At 67.4% G+C, this 16,985-nt stretch carries 15 protein-coding genes and 8 pseudogenes; 14 read left to right on the top strand and 9 right to left on the bottom strand.

Annotated elements, in window-relative coordinates:
• Positions 1-48: 48 nt before the first annotated feature.
• Both IF00_RS0138805 and IF00_RS0138800 read left to right on the top strand, forming a co-directional pair.
• Positions 49-258, top strand: a complete 210-nt coding sequence (locus IF00_RS0138805) for a hypothetical protein (protein ID WP_158710584.1) — start codon at positions 49-51, stop codon at positions 256-258.
• Between the two features lie 57 nt (positions 259-315).
• Complete coding sequence (locus IF00_RS0138800; protein WP_037640224.1) at positions 316-951, top strand: HAD family hydrolase; 636 nt, start codon at positions 316-318, stop codon at positions 949-951.
• Here the strand turns inward: IF00_RS0138800 and IF00_RS47410 are convergent.
• Positions 935-1,195, bottom strand: a complete 261-nt coding sequence (locus IF00_RS47410; protein WP_245234758.1) for a hypothetical protein — start codon at positions 1,193-1,195, stop codon at positions 935-937. The two genes, IF00_RS0138800 and IF00_RS47410, sit on opposite strands and share 17 nt — an antisense overlap.
• A 9-nt stretch (positions 1,196-1,204) precedes the next feature.
• The gene (locus IF00_RS47405; RefSeq protein WP_245234757.1) at positions 1,205-1,369 is read right to left on the bottom strand and encodes a hypothetical protein; all 165 of its coding nucleotides are present in this window, start codon (positions 1,367-1,369) and stop codon (positions 1,205-1,207) included.
• Positions 1,370-1,468: 99 nt separating this feature from the next.
• Between IF00_RS47405 and IF00_RS44490 the strand changes: the two are divergent.
• Together IF00_RS44490 and IF00_RS45420 are read left to right on the top strand one after the other, a co-directional pair.
• A pseudogene (locus IF00_RS44490) lies at positions 1,469-1,639 on the top strand (IS630 family transposase); the annotation flags it as partial.
• A 39-nt stretch (positions 1,640-1,678) separates the two neighbouring features.
• Positions 1,679-2,482, top strand: a pseudogene (locus IF00_RS45420) (IS5 family transposase).
• 5 nt (positions 2,483-2,487) lie between these two features.
• Here the strand turns inward: IF00_RS45420 and IF00_RS0138785 are convergent.
• Positions 2,488-2,895 carry an Imm10 family immunity protein gene (locus IF00_RS0138785; protein WP_030326549.1) on the bottom strand — a complete coding sequence of 136 codons (408 nt, stop codon included), beginning with the start codon at positions 2,893-2,895 and terminating at the stop codon, positions 2,488-2,490.
• Positions 2,896-3,372: 477 nt separating this feature from the next.
• Between IF00_RS0138785 and IF00_RS0138780 the strand changes: the two genes are divergently transcribed.
• From IF00_RS0138780 to IF00_RS48160, 3 genes and pseudogenes are all read left to right on the top strand, one after another.
• Entirely contained in the window at positions 3,373-4,392 is a 1,020-nt protein-coding gene (locus tag IF00_RS0138780; RefSeq protein ID WP_030326547.1) for a hypothetical protein, read from the top strand.
• 13 nt (positions 4,393-4,405) lie between these two features.
• Complete coding sequence (locus tag IF00_RS0138775) at positions 4,406-5,491, top strand: hypothetical protein (protein ID WP_030326546.1); 1,086 nt, start codon at positions 4,406-4,408, stop codon at positions 5,489-5,491.
• A pseudogene (locus tag IF00_RS48160) lies at positions 5,413-6,042 on the top strand (hypothetical protein); the annotation flags it as partial. The gene IF00_RS0138775 and the pseudogene IF00_RS48160, both read left to right, overlap by 79 nt.
• Before the next feature lie 33 nt (positions 6,043-6,075).
• Here the strand turns inward: IF00_RS48160 and IF00_RS42025 are convergent.
• Both IF00_RS42025 and IF00_RS47400 read right to left on the bottom strand, forming a co-directional pair.
• Positions 6,076-6,666 (bottom strand): annotated as a pseudogene (locus IF00_RS42025) (transposase); the annotation flags it as partial.
• Between the two features lie 125 nt (positions 6,667-6,791).
• Positions 6,792-6,965, bottom strand: a pseudogene (locus IF00_RS47400) (IS701 family transposase); the annotation flags it as partial.
• A gap of 122 nt (positions 6,966-7,087) precedes the next feature.
• Between IF00_RS47400 and IF00_RS0138760 the strand changes: the two are divergent.
• The 6 genes and pseudogenes from IF00_RS0138760 (at position 7,088) to IF00_RS0138735 (ending at position 12,224) form a co-directional block, all read left to right on the top strand.
• On the top strand, positions 7,088-7,876 hold the full coding sequence (locus IF00_RS0138760) for a class I SAM-dependent methyltransferase (RefSeq protein ID WP_030326542.1): 789 nt from the start codon (positions 7,088-7,090) through the stop codon (positions 7,874-7,876).
• Positions 7,877-7,929: 53 nt separating this feature from the next.
• Positions 7,930-8,837, top strand: a pseudogene (locus IF00_RS44475) (IS5 family transposase); the annotation flags it as partial.
• Positions 8,838-9,331: 494 nt separating this feature from the next.
• Positions 9,332-9,721 carry a hypothetical protein gene (locus tag IF00_RS0138750; RefSeq protein ID WP_245234756.1) on the top strand — a complete coding sequence of 130 codons (390 nt, stop codon included), beginning with the start codon at positions 9,332-9,334 and terminating at the stop codon, positions 9,719-9,721.
• Between the two features lie 165 nt (positions 9,722-9,886).
• Positions 9,887-10,678, top strand: a pseudogene (locus IF00_RS0138745) (IS701 family transposase); the annotation flags it as partial.
• Between the two features lie 8 nt (positions 10,679-10,686).
• Positions 10,687-11,573 (top strand): annotated as a pseudogene (locus IF00_RS0138740) (IS5 family transposase).
• A gap of 252 nt (positions 11,574-11,825) precedes the next feature.
• A complete protein-coding gene (locus IF00_RS0138735; RefSeq protein WP_051820861.1) occupies positions 11,826-12,224 on the top strand; it encodes a pyridoxamine 5'-phosphate oxidase family protein in 399 nt (132 codons plus the stop codon).
• A gap of 537 nt (positions 12,225-12,761) precedes the next feature.
• Here the strand turns inward: IF00_RS0138735 and IF00_RS0138730 are convergent.
• The 3 genes from IF00_RS0138730 to IF00_RS0138720 form a co-directional block, all read right to left on the bottom strand.
• The gene (locus IF00_RS0138730) at positions 12,762-13,415 is read right to left on the bottom strand and encodes a hypothetical protein (protein WP_245234754.1); all 654 of its coding nucleotides are present in this window, start codon (positions 13,413-13,415) and stop codon (positions 12,762-12,764) included.
• A gap of 212 nt (positions 13,416-13,627) precedes the next feature.
• Positions 13,628-14,008 carry a hypothetical protein gene (locus tag IF00_RS0138725; protein ID WP_030326525.1) on the bottom strand — a complete coding sequence of 127 codons (381 nt, stop codon included), beginning with the start codon at positions 14,006-14,008 and terminating at the stop codon, positions 13,628-13,630.
• The gene (locus IF00_RS0138720) at positions 14,005-14,592 is read right to left on the bottom strand and encodes a TetR/AcrR family transcriptional regulator (RefSeq protein ID WP_030326523.1); all 588 of its coding nucleotides are present in this window, start codon (positions 14,590-14,592) and stop codon (positions 14,005-14,007) included. Before IF00_RS0138720 ends, IF00_RS0138725 begins: the two co-directional genes overlap by 4 nt.
• A gap of 208 nt (positions 14,593-14,800) precedes the next feature.
• On the opposite strand from IF00_RS0138720, the gene IF00_RS43270 reads away from it, so the two are divergent.
• Positions 14,801-16,384, top strand: coding sequence for an ISL3 family transposase (locus IF00_RS43270; RefSeq protein WP_342451073.1), 1,584 nt, complete (start codon positions 14,801-14,803; stop codon positions 16,382-16,384).
• Positions 16,385-16,397: 13 nt separating this feature from the next.
• Here IF00_RS43270 and IF00_RS0138710 read toward each other — a convergent pair.
• A partial coding sequence (locus tag IF00_RS0138710) for a DUF2716 domain-containing protein (RefSeq protein ID WP_245234753.1) occupies positions 16,398-16,985 on the bottom strand: 588 nt, incomplete at its 5' end.

Raw genomic sequence — 16,985 nt, 5'->3', positions numbered from 1 at the left:
GTAACGATCAGTCGAAGCGAGGAGCGGCTCGGACCTTCGAAGGTGGAGTTGCTGACCGACAACCCGGGGCATGTGCGGTTCCCTGATGAGGACGACGAGATCGTGGAGCGGGCTCTCGCGACGTACGCGGTCGCGGCCGGACCGGTTCAGTTGGTCACCTACGACACGGGTACGACCATGCCGGCGAGGTCGGTCAAACTGCCGGTGCTGAAGTTGACGGCGCGTTTCAGAAGTGCCCAGACGCACGCGGTGATCTGACGCGGCACATGGTGATGGCATCCTTGACCAGTGCTCTCATCTGATCACGCAGGTGCCGTGTTCTTCGACGTCGATGGCACCCTCGTCCCGGGGACAAGTTCGTCGGTCTTCCTGGCCGGCTTCCTTGGACATCGCGACGAGTTGGCCGAGGCGGAGGACGGGTACGCCTCTGGCGCCCTGGACAATCGACAAGTCTCGGAGCTGGATGCGGCGGGCTGGGCAGACGTGTCCGAAGAGCAGGTCCTCGGCTGGCTCGACGGGCTTCCCCTGGTCTCGGGCATTTCGGAGACCGTGGCCTGGTGCTGGAGCAACGGGCTGGTGCCTGTCCTGGCGACCCTGGCTTGGTCCCCGGTCGGCGGCTACCTGGCCGACCGCTTCGGCTTCCATTCGTTCAGCGGACCTCAGCTGGAGACCGCCGGAGGCCGGTTCACGGGGCGCGTCGCACGCCACTTCGACGAGTACGACAAGCGGGACTTCGCCCTCACGCAGGCGCGAGAGCTGGGGATGGACCCCCTCTCGTGCGGGGCGGTGGGAGACAGTCGTTCCGACCTGCCGCTGTTTGCCTCGGTCGGGGTGGCCGTGGCATTCAACGCCTCGAAGCATGCGCGGGTGGCTGCGACGGTTGCGGTGGAGGACGACGACCTGCGAGGTGTGCTCCCGCATTTGAGCCGGTTGGTCACAGCCACTCGTTGATGGCCGCGACCAGCACAGTCGCCTCGTAGCGGACGGAGAGCTTGTCGTACCTGGCGGCCACCGCGCGGTGGTGCTTGAGGCGGTTGATCCCGCACTTCACCGCGTGGTGCTCCTTGTAGTCATCCTTGTCGAACTTCGGCGGCCGGCCCTCGTGAGAGCCGCGCTTCTTGCGGTTGGCGATCGGGTCGCGCTTCTCTGGGATCGTGCAGCGAACACCGCGTCTGCGTATGTAGGCGCGGTTCACACGGGAGCCTTACGCGTTGTCCGCGCGAACCTTGTCCGGGCGGGTGCGCGGCCGTCCCGGGCCGAGCTGCGGGACCCGGATACGGCCCAGGGCGACCTGGAACTGCGGGGAGTCGCCGCGCTGCCCGGCCGTGATCACGAGCGACATCGGCTTCTGGGCCTGCTCGACGGCCAAGTGGATCTTGGTGGTCAGTCCACCGCGGGAGCGTCCGAGGCCGTGGTCGTCGGGTTCGGCGAAAACGCCTCCGGGCGGCTCGACCTGCAGATCCCCCCCCAGATACGGCGAGGCGTCCACAAGAGCGTCCAGGCACTGGAGCAGGACATCCGCGACTGGATCACCGCATGGAACACCGACCCGAAGCCCTACGTCTGGACGAGGACCGCCGACGAGATCCTCGCGCGCCTTGCTTCATATCTGAACAGAACTCCTGACTCAGAAGACTAGGACGTCGCTTCTTATGGCGTGATCGTTCGTTGACCGTGCCTGGCGGATCTCGTTGGGCGGTTGGTGCCGGACGAGCAGTGGGTGCTGCTTCGGCGGGTGGCGCCGCCGACAGTGGTGACGCGTCCGCAGGGGGGTGGTCGACGGTGGGCAGGTGACCGTGAAGCCTCAGCGGCGGTCATCTTCGTGGCGACCTCAGGCTGCACATGGCGGCGGCTGCCGCCTGTATTCGGTCCCGCCTGACCCACGGTCTACCGCCGGTTCGCCCAAGTGGAGCCGGGACGGGGTCTGGGCCAGGCTCTACCGCGTGATCCTCGACGGACTCGGAGCGCGGGGCGAGCTGGGCTGCTCGCCGTGCGCGATCGATTCCGTCAGTCTCCGCGCGGCAAGGGGCCACTGACGGGACCGAATCCGAACGACCGTGGCAAGCCGGTATCGAAGATCCACCTGAAGTGACCGGAACGGACTGCCAAGGTCCCTGGGTATCTCGGGTGCGAACATGCATGACAGCCAGGGTCTGGAACCGCTCGTGCGCGGCATCCCGCCCATCCGGTCCCGGCGCGGGCCTCGGCGCCGGAGGCCGGCGAAGCTGCACGTGGACAAGGGCTACGGCTACAGCTACCTGCGCCGATGGATGCGCGAGCGGGGCATCCGCCACCGCATCGCTCGCAAGGGCGTCGAATTCTCGCAGCGACTGGGCCGGCATCGCTGGATGGTCGAAAGAACCGTGTCTTGGCTGGCGGGTTGCCCCGACGCCTCCACCGGCGGTACGAACGCAAGGCTGAACACTTCCTCGCCTTCGTCGGCATCGCGGCACTCTTGATCGGATACCGCCGTCTCAACTAAGCCGATCAGACCGAGAAGCCAGTGAGCCGAGGCCGGGCTTCCTCGCGCCCGAAGGCCAGAACCTTCGCAAGCACCCCGCGCAGCTCGTCAATGCTCTCGGTCGGAACGTCGAGCACTGCCTCGATCTTTGTGTCCTCCAGCTCCAGATCATCCAGACAGTCGGGGGCCAGCGTCACTGTGAGCAAGGTGTCCGTCAGAGCCACCTCGCGGACACAGCCATAGGCCGTGCACTGGTCCGGAGTCATCACGCAGTACGTGTCGAGCCCAAGCGAGATGTCCTGTGAGGACGGCTCACCGACAGTACGCGTGAACAGCAGGAAGAAGCCCTCATCATCCTCCGCCACGCCGGCCTGCATCTCACCGTCGACATCCATCTCGGTCGCAACCGAAGAGGCCATGAACCTGTATGTCACATGCCATTTCTATCAGGAACCCGGCACAGTCCATACTCACCCCATCCACAACGAGTGCTTGCGATTCCCCCATAGGAAACGACGAATAGCCTCGACCTTTCGTGACGGTCCGTCGGTTCTTTCGGCGGGCCGTTTCGGCTGTTCGGGCTGGTGGCAGTCAGGCTGATGGCCCGGCTGTCGCGTGCACGCGCCAGTTACATTCAAGGGAATGCACAGAAGCGTGTGAAGTGGCAATTGCCAGCGCCCGGACGGGGGTCACCGGGCGCAGGACTGGGGGCGCCGGCTACCGGACAGGGGCGCCTCTCGCGCCTCTGGCTGCGCGTCGCACCCGTCGGCCTCAGGGGTATCAGGCCAAGGGTGGAAGACAGTTTGTCTTCGGGTTCGCGCCGTCTCCGTCGGCGGCCGGGAACAGGGGTGGCGTGGGCAGCCCCTCCGGTGTGTGTCACGATCTCCCCAACCTGTGGGGGGTGTTGCTGAATGGCGCAGGACATTGCGCTGCGGCCGGTGGTGGATCCGGCCCTCGAGGACTCGGAGCGCGCGCTGCTGGAGAAGTCCGCCGACGGACTCTTCCCAGCCACGTTGCCGCTGCCCGATGAGCCGGGGTTGGGCGGCCGTACCAAGGCGGACATCTGGACGGCCCTGGGGGTCTCCGCGGTGTGCGCGCTACTGCCGGTGACGATCCTGTGGGCGCTGATCGGCGTGTGGCCCGGCCTGGCCGTCGGGCTCGCGGCGCAGGCGGGGCTGATCTGGGTCGGGGCCCAGTTCGGGTTCGAGGCGTTCATCCTGACCGTCGTGGGCGTGCACCTGCTGGCCTGGCTGCTGATCGTCCTCCTCGGCTGCGGGACCGACGAGCGGCAGCGGGTGGCCCGGCTGCGCCACGGCCGCTACTACCTGGCCGAGGACTTCGGCGACGACTCCCTGCGCGAGCTGCTGGGCCACTCGCCGCTGCGCCGGATGGAGCGCGCCCAGGCCGCCGTGACGGCGGTACTCCAGTCGCAGGTCGATCGGGACGGGCTGCTGGACGACATCGCCAACGACGTGACGCTGCCGGCCCAGCAGTACGAGATCGCCCAGCGCCTGGCCGAGCTGACCCGGCTGGCGCGGAAGGTGCGCACCGCTGCCGGGGACGCCTCCGGCTCGCGGGTGGAGGAGGTGCTGCGGACTCAGCGGCAGGCGCTGCGGCTGTCGTCGAGCGCGCTGGAGGAGCGGGTGGAGGCGCTGGAGCGGTACGCCGAGAACACCCGCGCGGCGGACGCGGCGTACCGCGAGTGGGAGGCCGTACGAGAGCTGGAGCAACTCGGCGAGGACATGTACGAGCTGGTGGTGAACACGGTGCGGGACGAGCTGGCCGTCGCCGAGATCGAGGGGCTCGCCGACCGGTCCCGGCTCCAGGACCTGCACCGGATGCTGGACGAGGCGCGGGAGGCGGGGCTGCTGGCCACGCGGTTCGGCGACGAGCCGGCCGACCGCCGGTCCGGCGACAGCGGCCGGGCGTGAGGGGGAGGACGACATGACGCAGACATCCCAGCCGAGACGCGAGTTCCACTCCGGCCGCGGCAAGAAGACCTTCGACCGGATCCCGGGCGGGTTCTACCTGGTCGGCGCCCTGGTGATCCTCTTCGAGGTGGTCACGCTCGGCGCGGTGGGCCTGGCCCTGGCCGTCGGCGACCCGAGCGACGACGGGGCATCCCCGGACAAGGAATCCCGGCGGCTCGAGGTCACCTACATCGCGACGGGCGACCACCCCTCGGTGAACCTCACCGTCGGGGAGGCGAACGGCAACCACGAGCCCCACGGGGTCGTCATCCTGCCGTACCGCAAGACCGTCGAGCTGGCGGCGGGCGCCGACTTCTATCTGGACGTCAGAAGCCGCGAGGACCAGGAAGGGGGCACTCTCACGTGCACCGTGCTGGTCGGCGGCAAGGTGGTCCAGCAGGCGCACAGCACACCGGACTCCTCGTCCGCCACCTGCACGGGCAGCACCGCGGACGCCCCGCAGCGGGGCATCCCCGTGCCCACTCTCACCCCCGGCGCCTCCCCGCTGCCCGAGGAGCGGCGGCTCACCGGGACCGTCAAGGTGCCGGACTACCCGGGCGAGGGATCTCCGGTCATCGGCAATGTCACGGACTCCTCCCTGGAGTACGCGGAGCTGGGCGGCACGTGGGACCGGAGCAAGACGCAGGATCCGATCTTCGATGGCTTCACCCGCAAACAGGAGGGGCGCCAGCGCGCACTCGTGAAGTCCACGCAGGTGGACGAGGACATCATGGCCGCGGCCGGCGGCACCGGGGAGCTGCGGGGCGTGGCGGGCGCGGTGATGGACGAGCGGCGGCGCTACGAGTACCCCCGCGACCAGGCGATCCTGGTCGACGTCGCCTCGCAGCCGCTGAAGGTCGACGGACATGACGCCTGGCTGCTGGTCAGCGAGATCCACTTCCACAAACGCGGGGTGCCGTCCACGATGGACCTGAACGCGGTCCTCGTGGTCGACACCGGGCGGGTCCGCCCCTCGGTGCTGTGGGTCGTACTGCCGGAGACGAACAAGAAGCTCTGGCCGGACCTGAACACTCTGGTCGCATCCGTCCAGGTCCTCTGACCTGCACCGATACGGGACGGGCCCGGGCGCGCGACGCGTCCCGGGCCCGTCCGGTAGAGCGCGACGCCGGCCGGGCACGGCATCGAGTCGGCGGCGACCAGGTCGACGAGCGTCCCCGACGCACGGGTGCGGTGCCAGACGATCGTGCAGTAGCGCGAGCGGAGCCACTGCTCCACGTGCTGGTACGTGGTGGCGGTGGCCGGCCATCCGAAGAGGCGTGCGACGTTCAGGCGCAGCGCCTCGCGGTCGCGCTGGGCGGGGACTGCCTCGCGGATGTCGGGACGCTGCGGGCCGAGCCCGGCGTGTTCGGGCCGGTGGCCTCCGACCTCACGGTCTCCCGGCTCGTCGACGCCCTCGCCGCAGCCGGGCCGAAGGCCCTGTCCGCGATCAGGACCGCTCGGGCAGGAGTGCGCGAGCACGTGTGGAAGCCGGCCGGCACTGCGGCGCCGGATACCGAGGGGCAGGTGATCGTGGACCTGGACGGGGTGCTCGTGCTGGCTCACTCCGAGAAGCAGGTCGCCACCGCGACCTGGAAGAAGACGTTCGGACACCATCCTCTGATGGCCTTCGTGGACCACGGAAGCGGCGGGAGCGGGGAGCCGGTGGCCGCCCTGCCCGTGGTCGACGAACCCCATCAAAGGGTGGTGCCCGTAGGTCCGCTTCCAGGTGGGTGCGGCGTCCTCCTTGTCGGAGTGCGAGATCACCAGCACCCCGTCGAGGTCGACGGTCACCGTCCCGCCCGCATCAGGTGCACTGCCCTCGGCCAGCTGCCAGACCCGCTCGCGGGATCGGGCCCGTGCGGAACGAGTCGCCTGCAGGGCCTTCTGGCCGGAGGCGGCGAGGGTGTTGATCAGACGGGAGACCGTCGGATCGGAGGCCACCGGCCCGAACACGGCCGCCTCGGCCCGCAGCATGCCGACATCCGCGAGGCAGTCCCCGCCCAATGCGACCGCCAGGGCCACGTCCAGCAGGATCTTGCCCGGATCGTGCACCGCCCGAGCCTTCCGCCACGGCGTGAACGCTGCTGATATCGCGGTGTCCAGGCCGACCTTGCGGACGGTCTCGACCAGCAGCACTTCCCCGGCCTCCCAGACCACCGCCCGGCCGCCGCCCTCGATGCGGACACGCGGGTACGACCCGATACGCTTCCCTGGAGAGTGCTTCTTCCCATGCAGCCAACAGGACCCTCGACAAGTCCCATCGTTGCAGTTCAGGAGCACTCTCCGCTTATTTGATCAAGCCTCGGACACCCCACCTTGTGAAAGCGCGAGGTTAGTACTCCAGCCGTAGATCGTGATCTTCATGGCTGGGCGGCTGCTTGCCGTCGGTAGTGGCAGTCGCGGGCGCGGCCCTGGTGTCGGCATCGCCAGTGTGACCAACGGAGTCGGTGCGCGAGGTCGTCGGCCCGGCTGGTCAGGGTGGTGAACAGGCGTTGGATCTCGTTGGTCGGTATGGACCGAGGCCGGCCTGTGGCGTCGGCTGCACCGGGCGGTGCTGGACGAACTCGGGAACGAACGGCTCGTTGGATCTCGAAGGATGTGAGGGCCGCCGGGAGCGGCCCGGAACTGAACTGGTGCAGCACACGTCTCCCGCACCATGATCTCAAGTGAGCGCCAAGAGCACGCGATCTCCACCAAGCTGGTCTCGCCGTCCGCAGTGAGTGCGGAACCGTCGAAGACCAACGACTACAACAGCTTCGCCGAGGCGTACGCGGCCGCAAACGAAACCAACCTGGTCAATGCCTACTACGAGCGGCCCGCGATGCTGACCCTCGCTGGAGACGTGGCCGGCCGACGGATTCTCGACGCCGGCTGCGGCTCGGGGGCCCTGTTTGCCGCGCTGCGCGACCGTGGCGCCGTTGTGAGTGGCTTCGACTCGAGTGCCGGGATGCTGGAGGTGGCTCGGCGGCGGCTCGGCGACGGTGCGGACCTGCAGGTGGCGGACCTGGGCAGCCCGCTTCCTTACGCTGATGACACATTCGACGATGTAACGGCGTCCCTGGTGCTGCACTATCTGGAGGACTGGGGGCCGGCGCTGGCCGAGCTGCGACGCGTACTCAGGCCCGGCGGTCGACTGATCGCATCTGTCGACCATCCCTTTGCCATCAACCTCATACACCGCGAGGCCGGTCGCGAGGCCGAGCATAACTACTTCGACACCACCAAATGGAACGTGGAGTGGACCATTGGCGGCCATACCGCCCTGGTGAGCAGGTGGAACAGGCCGCTGCACGCGATGATCGAGGCTTTCATCGGGGCCGGTTTCCGGATTACGGTCATCAGCGAGCCGGAGCCTGATCCCGCCGCCCGCGAGATGTTCCCCGAGGCCATCGCGGCCAAGCCGCGCTTCCTGTGCTTCCTGTTCTTCGTCCTGCAGGCCGACTAGGAGTTGTCCGGCCGATCATGTGACTGCTCCGTCCCCGAGTCGTTGCTGTGGGCATGGGGCGGGGTGATCTGAGCGATGCCGAGTGGGAACGGCTGCGGCCGTTCCTGCCGGTCAGCAACGGGCGTTGTGGCAGGTGGCGGGACCATCGGCAGGTGATCGACGGGATTTTGCACCGGGTGCGGACCGGGGTGCAGTGGCGTGATCTACCCGAACGTTTCGGGCCTTGGAAGACCGTCTATGAACGCCATCGACTGTGGTCGGCCGACGGAACCTGGGAACGTCTACTCCAGCAGGTCCAGGCCGCAGCGGATGCGGCGGGTGAGATCGACTGGGACATCTCGGTCGACTCCACCACCGTCCGCGCTCACCAGCATGCGGCCGGCGCCCGCACCGACCCGCCGCCGGTGCCCGCCTCAAAGGGGGCCGAAGGGATGGAACACCAGGACGAGACGCCGTGGCAGAGTCTCGTCGCCCGCCTGGTGGAGGTGGTGCTGAAGGTGAGGGCCTGGGCCGCTCGCGGGGCGGGTTCACCAGCAAGCTCCACCTGAGCGCGGAGGGCCGCTGCCGCCGGCTGTCCCTGGTCGTCACTCCAGGTCAGCGGGCGGACTGCACCCAGTTCAAGCCGGTCCTGGAGAAGATTCGGGTGCCCAGACCTGGCCTGGGACGGCCGCGCAAGAAGCCTGACAGCCTCGCGGCCGACAAGGCTTACAGCAACGGTCCCATCCGCGAGTACCTGCGACGGCGGGGAATCCACCACACGATCCCGGAGAAGACCGACAGCCAGGCCGCCCGCCTGCGCAAAGGCTCCCGCGGCGGACGGCCGCCCGCTTTCGACGAGGACCGCTACAAGAAGCGCAACACCATCGAGCGGGCAATCAACTACCTAAAGCAGTCCCAGGCCGTCGCCACCCGATACGACAAGCGCGGCTACGTCTACCTCGGCACTGCCACTGCCACCGCCGCGGCCGTCACGATCTGCTCCGGACATGAACTGCTATGCAACCCAGCAGTAGAAGCTCTGGTTCTGGCGCCGGGCCCTCCTGCTAACGAGAGCAGCCAAATCACCCACGATTGTCAGCGATCTCCGTGCAGATGACCTCGCCGTCCTCCACACGCAGCCGAGTCCCCAAGGGGGCGACGTCACTCAACCTGGAGTGCGCGGCGTCCGCAAGTGCAGCGGACAGGCGAGGCGAACCTGCTTCCTGGGCCGTCGGCGCCTCGTGTCACACTCCTTCCCTGATCACGGGGGTATTCGTCCCTCGTGCGCTGAAGGGGATGCGTGTGAACAGGGTGGGGTGGGCTGTCGTCTATATGGCGGCAGTGACGATCGGAGTGGCCGGTTGCGGGGGCGATAGTATCGATCGGGATGTGAACGGGACGTCTGCGGCTCCCTCCGCCCCAATTACAGCGAGGCCGGAAGACTCCGGTCCGATCACCAAGGCCAAGATGCGCCTAGTGCTCGACGGCATCACCAGGGACGTCGGGGCGCCGCCGAGCGACCCGGAAGCGGCTTCGATGCCGGAGTCATCCAAGTACCCCATGGCTGCGTGCTTCGTCGCTTACAAGGGGTTCGACACAGCCGCCTCCACGCTGGACGTGGACCGGACCAACGCCCTGGCGGCCGCGTTGACTGGCCGTGGGTGGACAGAGGCCAAGAAGCGCAATGAGCGAAAGGCGCCGGACGGCACAGTCGACGTGGTGGAGACGGTGTTCAAGAAGCGCGGCTGGACCGTAGTCATGGAGTACCGCCTGTTCTCCGACAACCGAACGCTCAGTCTGAACGCCTACGACGATGCCTGCGTTAAGAAGGTCCGGGCGGCCGAGGACGCCACGTCCTCCAACTGACGGAACCGGGCGCGGGTGACGGCGCCCCGCGCCTGCCGTCGCCCGCAGGCAGACGATGCTGTTGGTCTCGTTGCTCACCCTCCTCCCATGATCGGCCGGACAGGTCCTAGTAGTGCTTTGTTAGGTGGTCTTGTCGTGGTGGGTGGTTGGTAGTTCGCTGGCTGTATGAGGGCTGGGGAGCTTGCTGCGGTGCGGGGCCGGCTGGAAGAGCTCGCGGCGGAGGTGTTCGCGCCGTTGGTGCGTCGGGACCAGCGTGCGAAGGGCGCGTTATACCTGCGGAAACTGCTGCTGGACGGCCGCAGGAAGTCGATGCAGCCGATGGCTGAACGGCTCGGTGTCGATCACCAGCAGTTGCAGCAGTTCATGACGACCTCAACCTGGCAGATCAGCGACGTGCGGGCCCGGCTGGCGTGGCGGGCGGCGGCCGTCGTGCGGCCGCAGGTGTGGGTGGCGGACGACACCGGCTTCCCCAAGGACGGCCGTTCCTCGCCCGGGGTGGCCCGGCAGTATTCGGGCACCCTGGGCAAGGTCGGCAACTGCCAGATCGGCGTCAGTGTCCACGCCGCCTCCGAGGAGGCTTCGTGCCCGTTGTCCTGGCGCTTGTTCCTGCCCGTCGCCTGGGACGGTCCCGATGCCCAGGCCCGCAGGCGGGCCTGCCGGATCCCCGACGACGAGTGCCACCGTCCCAAGTGGCAGCTCGCCCTGGACATGCTCGATGAACTCGCCGGCTCCGGGCTGCGGCCCGCCGTCCTGGTCGCCGACACCGGTTACGGCGCGAACGCCGACTTCCGCCACGGCCTGGACGAACGCGGCCTGGCCTGGGTGCTGCAGGCCAAGGGCGAGATGACCGCCCACGGCCAGGACGCGGTGCCGCACCAGCCCGAATGCGGCGGGCTCGGCCCCAGGCCGCTGCCCCGCTACCGCACCCGGCCCGTGTCGTTGCGCGAGCACGTACTGACAAGGGTGTGAGTGGGTGGTGGGGTGGCAGTGGGCGGGCGTCAGCGGCTGGCCGTGATCACGGCCAGCGAACGGGTCGTCCCTCGTGCGAGGTCTGGTCGAACCGGGCTCATGGTTCCTACCTGCGGTTTCCCGCTGATGTCCCGAGCGCCGGACGAAGCGTGAGTCTCCGGCTGAGGGTCCGCCGGGTTCGTCTGCGGGAACTCGGGGTGCGCACGCAGGACCTTCGTCGAGGAGATACCTGGCCTGAGTCCTCACCCAACTCCAGTCTCTGGCCGACGCGAAGGACGTGATCATGTGGGACCTCGGTGTCGACTCCGCGGTCTGCCGCGCCCATCAGCACGAGGCCGGGGCCCGCAAGCAGGGTGACCTGCGGAAGGAACCGCCGGGCGGCATCTTCGCTGAGCCCCATGATCACGGGCTGGGCCGGTCGCGCGGCGGGTTCTCCACCAAGCTGCACCTGGCTGTCGAGCAGGGCCAGAAGCCCATGCCGATCGTGGTCACGGCAGGACAGCGCGGGGACTCACCACAGTTCGAACCCGTGCTGGAGAAGATCCGCGTGCCTCGCATCGCACCGGGCCGGCCGCGCGTCCGCCCCGATCGAGTGCGGCCCGACAAGGCCTACGCCTCCCGCGAAAACCGCGCCTGCCTGCGCCGCCGTGGGATCCGCTGCACCATCCCGGACAAGGCCGACGAGGCCCGCAACCGTCGAAAGCTCGGCTCCCGAGGCGGTCGGCCGCCGTATTTCAACCCGGTCGACTACCGCGAACGCCACGCGGTCGAGTGCGGGATCAGCCGCCTCAAGAGGAACCGGGCTGTCGCCACACGCTACGACAAACTGGCGGTCCGTTTCGAGGTGACCGTGCTGGTGGCAGCGATCAACGAATGGCTATGAACCTGGCTCGCGCGTCATCACGTACGTGCTCCTGGAGTCGGTATCGTCGTAGAAGAACAGCTTCAACTCGTCGTGTTGGCAAAACGTAGCGCTGTGTCCGCACAGGTCCACCGGGGCGACCGGCCGTGCGGGAGGGGTCTGTGGAGTGTTGACGTTTGATCATTTCTGCAGCGGCTCGCCAGGGTGTCCGTGGTCGGCATCTCGAGCCCTCCTGCCCGACTGCGTACAGCGGCACGCCGCTACATTGCCGTGATGGACGTGAACGAATTCTTGGCTCGCCCCTTGGTTGCCCGTGTGGCAACCGTTGGCCCCTCCGTTCGCCCGGTGTGGTTCATCTGGGAGGAGGGGGCATTCTGGTGGCTCACTGGCGCGTACTCCCGGCTGGAGCGGGTCATCGCCGAAGATCCGCGCATGGCGCTGGTCGTGGATACCTGTGAGCCGGCTACGGGGGAGGTGTTCTCCGTGACGTGCCGGGGGAGCGCCGAAACCGTGGCGCTTGACCGGGCGCGGGCGGTACGGAAGCTGAGCAAGTACCTGGGGCCGGTGGAGCTCTGGCCAGCACGATTCTCCAAGCCGTTGGAGGATCCGGCTACGAAAATGGTGCGGTTTGTGCCCGACCACCCTCCTAGGCTGCAGGATCGGTCTTGGTAGGTTCGGATACGGCTTCAGCTCACGCGTGCGCGCCTCGCAGCGGATGCGGGAGCGTTCGCGTCGGTGGGCCGTGCGGACGTCGGCGCAGCGGACGTTCTTGTTGCGCCGGCGCAGGTGGGCATGCGGGGCCGGGCCTGGACCACGCGATTGGAATGGTTCGAGGTGGCAGGGCGAACTGCCGTGAGAGTCCGATGCGGGCTTCGATGCCGCTGCCCCAACCGTACTGAACAAGCCCGGATGACCCACCGACGCTGGCGAGCCCGGCGCGATGCGCCGAGTCTGCCCGATCAGCCCCCTGACCTCCGCCGCGTCACTCACCGACACCCCTCCCGTAGCGTCGCGGTCGGAGCACCGGTACTAGCGAACCGCGTCTGGTACACCCCCGCACGGGAGTTGAGCGCGTTCAAGTCGCAAAATGGTCCTGCGGAAGACAAGGCAGGACGCCTGGAGCCGGCACCGGCCTTGTCGCACCGAACTGCACTTTCACGCAGGCCCTAAGGGCTGTCCCGTAACTGTCAGGAGGGGTGAGAGTCGGGCTCAGACTTCCTCGTGGTCTGCTGCTGCGGCCCAGCGACGGATGTGTGGGTCGGGATGAACCCCGGCGGATGTGAGTGTGCTTTCAAGTAGTTCGTACAGGTGTGGCGGGTATGCCGCGCGGGAGGTAGGCAGGCCCAACAGGACACGGTGGCGCATCCGCAGGTCGGTGGCTTCGGCGAACACCCGCAGGGATGCCTCCAGCCAGGCGGCCTTGACGTCCTGTGACTCGTCCAGCGCGGGATCACGTACCCCGCCGGGTCCGTACGCCGGAGACCGATCTGCACACAACGGCACATGGGCGCTGTACCAGGCCCGCACGGCACCAGCCCGCTCGGCATCCGTGCCGGTCCGCAGATAGTCGACCAATGCCGCCATCACACGGCGGCGTCCGAATGCGTAGACCGCCGGCTCGACGAACCAGCGGCAGAAGCTGGGATCCGGGTCGTATACGGCTGCCGCCATCAGCGGGACGAACCACTCGTCGGGCAGACTCGCACGTCCGAGCAGGGGCTTACGCACCGCATGGGCAAGGTGGCGGGCATGCCGGTCCTCCGGCTCCATACCGACGTCTCCGACGCCCAGCAGCTGGGCCAGCTCTGTCACGCATGTCAGGAATGAACGCGGTTCTATGCCGCTCTGCTCGTCTTCAGCCACGGCAGCATTCTGGACCGGCCACCTCTGAAGCCGATCTCGAAATTTCCCCGGTGTCGCTCTTTGCTCCCCAGTCAGTTGCTGTGTCAACGGACACCGCGGGGTCTACGAAGACAGAAGGGAGGAAGCGGTGATGGCGGTGCGACGGCCTGGCAGCCTCGATGGCATGTCCGAACGGCTTAACGCGGCGGCCGCAGGAGGTCTCTGGGCGGTGGCTACGCGGCACCCGCCGCTGCCAGCACTGCGACTGGCAGGAGCAGAATCCACTGCGGTAGGCGGAGTAGCGGTCTGGGCCAGCCGACGGTCAGCGTGATGATCAAGAAGGCTGCTGCGTACACGATGAAGTGTGCGGCCACGAGCCACGCCACCAGGCCGGTACCCGGCCTACCGTCCGTCAGGGAGAGGTAAAGCAGAGCGATTCCGGAGAGCACCAGGTCTCCGCTCACCATGTGCCACACGGCGTGCAGGACACGCTTGGGTTCGTCCGCGAGACCGCAGGACAGCAGCGGGCGCACCACATCGCGGTGCCCGCCGACGATGTGCACCGCGGCCACGCCGAGCGCGGTGATCCCTGCCGCGAGAAGCCAGCCGTTCATCGGACCTCGATTCCTTTGGCCACGACAGCGGCCAGCTGTGCGGCCAGCTGCGGGTCAGGGTGCTCGCCGACCAGCCCTACATGGAAGAACACGGCTCCTGCCAGCGTGTCCAGGACCAGGTCCACGGGCGTTTCGGCCGCGATCTCCCCGCGCAGCACGGCGCGTTCGAAGACGACCAGCAGCCGCTCCTTCGACGGGGACAGGAAATCACCGCGGATGCGCGCCTTCAGTTCCGGATCGGCGGCGAAGTCGGCGAGCAGCCCCGGGAGTGCCGCCGCGGCGGCAGGCGCGCGGAACTCGTCGACCAGGCCCTGTAGCAGCACGGTCAGATCCCCGACCAGCGTTCCGGTGTCCGGGGGCAGAGCATCGTCGGTGGTCGTGAAGACGGCCTCGAAGACCAACTCCGGCTTGCCCGGCCACCGCCGGTAGATCGTGTCTTTGCCGACACCTGCCCGCGCGGCCACGGCTCCGATCGATGTCGCGGCGTAGCCGACCTCGGCCACCAGCTCTGCTGTCGCACTGATGATCGCCTTGTGCGATCGGGGATCCCTGGGACGCCCCCTGGAGGGCAGCGAGGAGCTCATGGCATTTACTTTACGGGTCGACCCGTAAGGTAAGCAAGAGGGTGGCCTGCCCTTCGGAACCGGAGCCGGCGGCGCCTCTTCAGGCCGCCGGATACCTGACTAGCGGGCCGAAGAACTCCGTCGAGAAAGGTCGACGGTTCTGTCCGCACTTCCGTGAACGGGGTTCGGCTGCCTTGGATGGCGGATCGTTCCTCCAGGGCAGCTCTTGGTGGTGGGGGCTACTGAGCGATCGATCGAAGAGCTGCTGTACCCAGGCATCGACGGCGTTGCAGTGGAAGGCTTCACGGCCGACGACTGCCTCGTCGTAGTTCGAGCGTTCAGCCGGACACCTCTCCGCTCATGCTCCGCATGCGGCGTTCCGTCGAAGCGCGTCCACAGCCGGTACGAGCGAAGGATTTCTGATCGCCCTGTTGCCGGCCGGTCGACGGTCATTCTGCTGACAGTTCGCCGGTTCTTCTGTGACAACACCGGATGCGTGCGGCGTACGTTCGTCGAGCAGATCGCCGGGATCAGTGAGCGATACCGCCAGGCCAGCACCGGGTTGCGGCAGCTGTTGCATGCCATCGCAACCGAGCTCGGAGGGCGCCCCGGATCCAGGTTGTGCCGGAAGATGGGTGTGCCAGCGGGGAGAATGCGGCTGCTGCAACTCCTTCATGCTCCACCCGTCGCACAACGGGCACCGCGCATTCTGGGCGTGGACGAGTTCGCCTTCAGGCGGGGACGCAATTACGGAACGATCCTCGTCGACGTGGAAAAGCGTCGTCCCGTCGATGTTCTTCCCGATCGCACGTCTGAGACGCTCGCGTCCTGGCTCGTCGCCCATCCTGGAGTGGAGATCGTCTGCCGAGATAGAGCCAGTGCCTACACGCGAGCGATCAAGGAAGCGGCTCCGCACGCAGTGGAGGTTGCGGACCGCTGGCACCTGCTGCGGAATCTGTCGCAAGCGGTCGAGAAGACCTGCCAGCAGCACCGATCCTGCCTGCAGAAATACGCCGAGCAGGCGCCTTCCCCGACGCCTACAATGCCCCTGCTGGAGGCGCTGCCTCCCACATTGATCGTGCAACGCGTTCAGCAGCGACACGAACTCATCAACCGCATGCTCGACAGCGGCTACCCGCTGAGCGAGGTGGCCCGCAGGGTCGGCCTGGACCGGAAGACCGCCCGGCGCTATCGCGACACCGAACTCGACGTTCTGATTGCGTCCGCCCGTGACCGGCGCAATGTCCCCCTGGATCGTTACAAGCCTTTCCTCCAGGCCCAGTTCGCATCGGGGGTGACCAGCGCGAAGGAGCTGTACGACCAGATTTGTGCGCAAGGGTTCCAGGGAGGGTACTCAACCCTGTCTCGCTACGTTCTGTCTCTCCGTAACGGAGTGGCTGTCGCAGCACCGGCCCAGATTCCCAGCCCTCGCTCGATTACGGCGTGGATTATGCGCCCCAGAGAAAGTCTGTCGACCAGCGAGGTCACTCGTCTCGACGAGGTCAGAATCGCATGCCCCGACATCACCGAGGCATGCAATCTCGCGCGTGCCTTCACCGATCTGGTGCGGCACCGCCGCGGGACGATGCTCGGGCTGTGGATCCGAGAAGCCGAGCAATCCACGATCGGTCCCCTCCGATCGTTCGGCAGCTTTCTGCGGCAAGACTTCGACGCAGTGACAGCTGGCCTGACCCTGCCCTACAGCTCAGGCGTCGTCGAAGGTCACGTCTGCCGCGTGAAACTGCTGAAGAGGAGCATGTACGGACGCGCAACATTCGCTCTGCTGCGGGCACGCATTCTCGCGAGACCCTGAGCCCGGTCCAGGGTCAGGCCGGGCCCACCGCCTTGCCTGACCTGCGGATCGGTGGGCCAAGAACCTTGTCGACCTCTGTGGCCGCGACGTCGAGAAGTTCCTCACCGAACAGGCAGAGAGACTCTTCCCAGGGGTGTCCGAAGCTGCCGAAGCGGAAGTCCTCCGCAAGGAAGATGAAGTAGTCCCCGTCGGGATACGGGCTCAACGGCCAAGCCGGCTGCCCAGGGCCGCCCACCTCTTGCGGTACGAAGCGGTACGACGGGTGCTGCCAGTCGAGGGCGAACAGAGTGCCCGACGGGCCGACGCAGGAGGACAGTCCTTGCTCGACGACGGCGACCAGGCGGTCCAGACGCTCGTAGTCAGGTTCGTCGGGAAGTGTCGCCAGACTCCATGTGACTGACGCACCGGGCTCCTTGATGGCCGGCCACTTGGACGGACTCATGCTCGGCTGGAAGCTGAACTTCTCGTTGAAGCGGTCCCAGATACGACGCTCCTCAGCGTCTGACAGCTCAATCACAGGTTCGTCCATCACCCGTCGATCGTATCGACCGGCCAGCAGAGAGGGTGCTGAGAGATCGTTCACGGAAGTGCGGACAGAACC

This window comes from Streptomyces flavochromogenes, from assembly GCF_000717595.1.
Taxonomy (GTDB): domain Bacteria; phylum Actinomycetota; class Actinomycetes; order Streptomycetales; family Streptomycetaceae; genus Streptomyces; species Streptomyces flavochromogenes.
This window is presented reverse-complemented; position numbering and strand designations above follow the sequence as displayed.

What these genes read in the sequence shown, in the direction of transcription:
- IF00_RS0138720 (WP_030326523.1), bottom strand. Translation starts at nt 14,592, where the DNA reads ATGAGCTCCTCGCTGCCCTCCAGGGGGCGTCCCAGGGATCCCCGATCG.
- IF00_RS0138780 (WP_030326547.1), top strand. Translation starts at nt 3,373, where the DNA reads ATGGCGCAGGACATTGCGCTGCGGCCGGTGGTGGATCCGGCCCTCGAG.
- IF00_RS0138760 (WP_030326542.1), top strand. Translation starts at nt 7,088, where the DNA reads ATGATCTCAAGTGAGCGCCAAGAGCACGCGATCTCCACCAAGCTGGTC.
- IF00_RS0138735 (WP_051820861.1), top strand. Translation starts at nt 11,826, where the DNA reads ATGGACGTGAACGAATTCTTGGCTCGCCCCTTGGTTGCCCGTGTGGCA.
- IF00_RS0138775 (WP_030326546.1), top strand. Translation starts at nt 4,406, where the DNA reads ATGACGCAGACATCCCAGCCGAGACGCGAGTTCCACTCCGGCCGCGGC.
- IF00_RS0138725 (WP_030326525.1), bottom strand. Translation starts at nt 14,008, where the DNA reads ATGAACGGCTGGCTTCTCGCGGCAGGGATCACCGCGCTCGGCGTGGCC.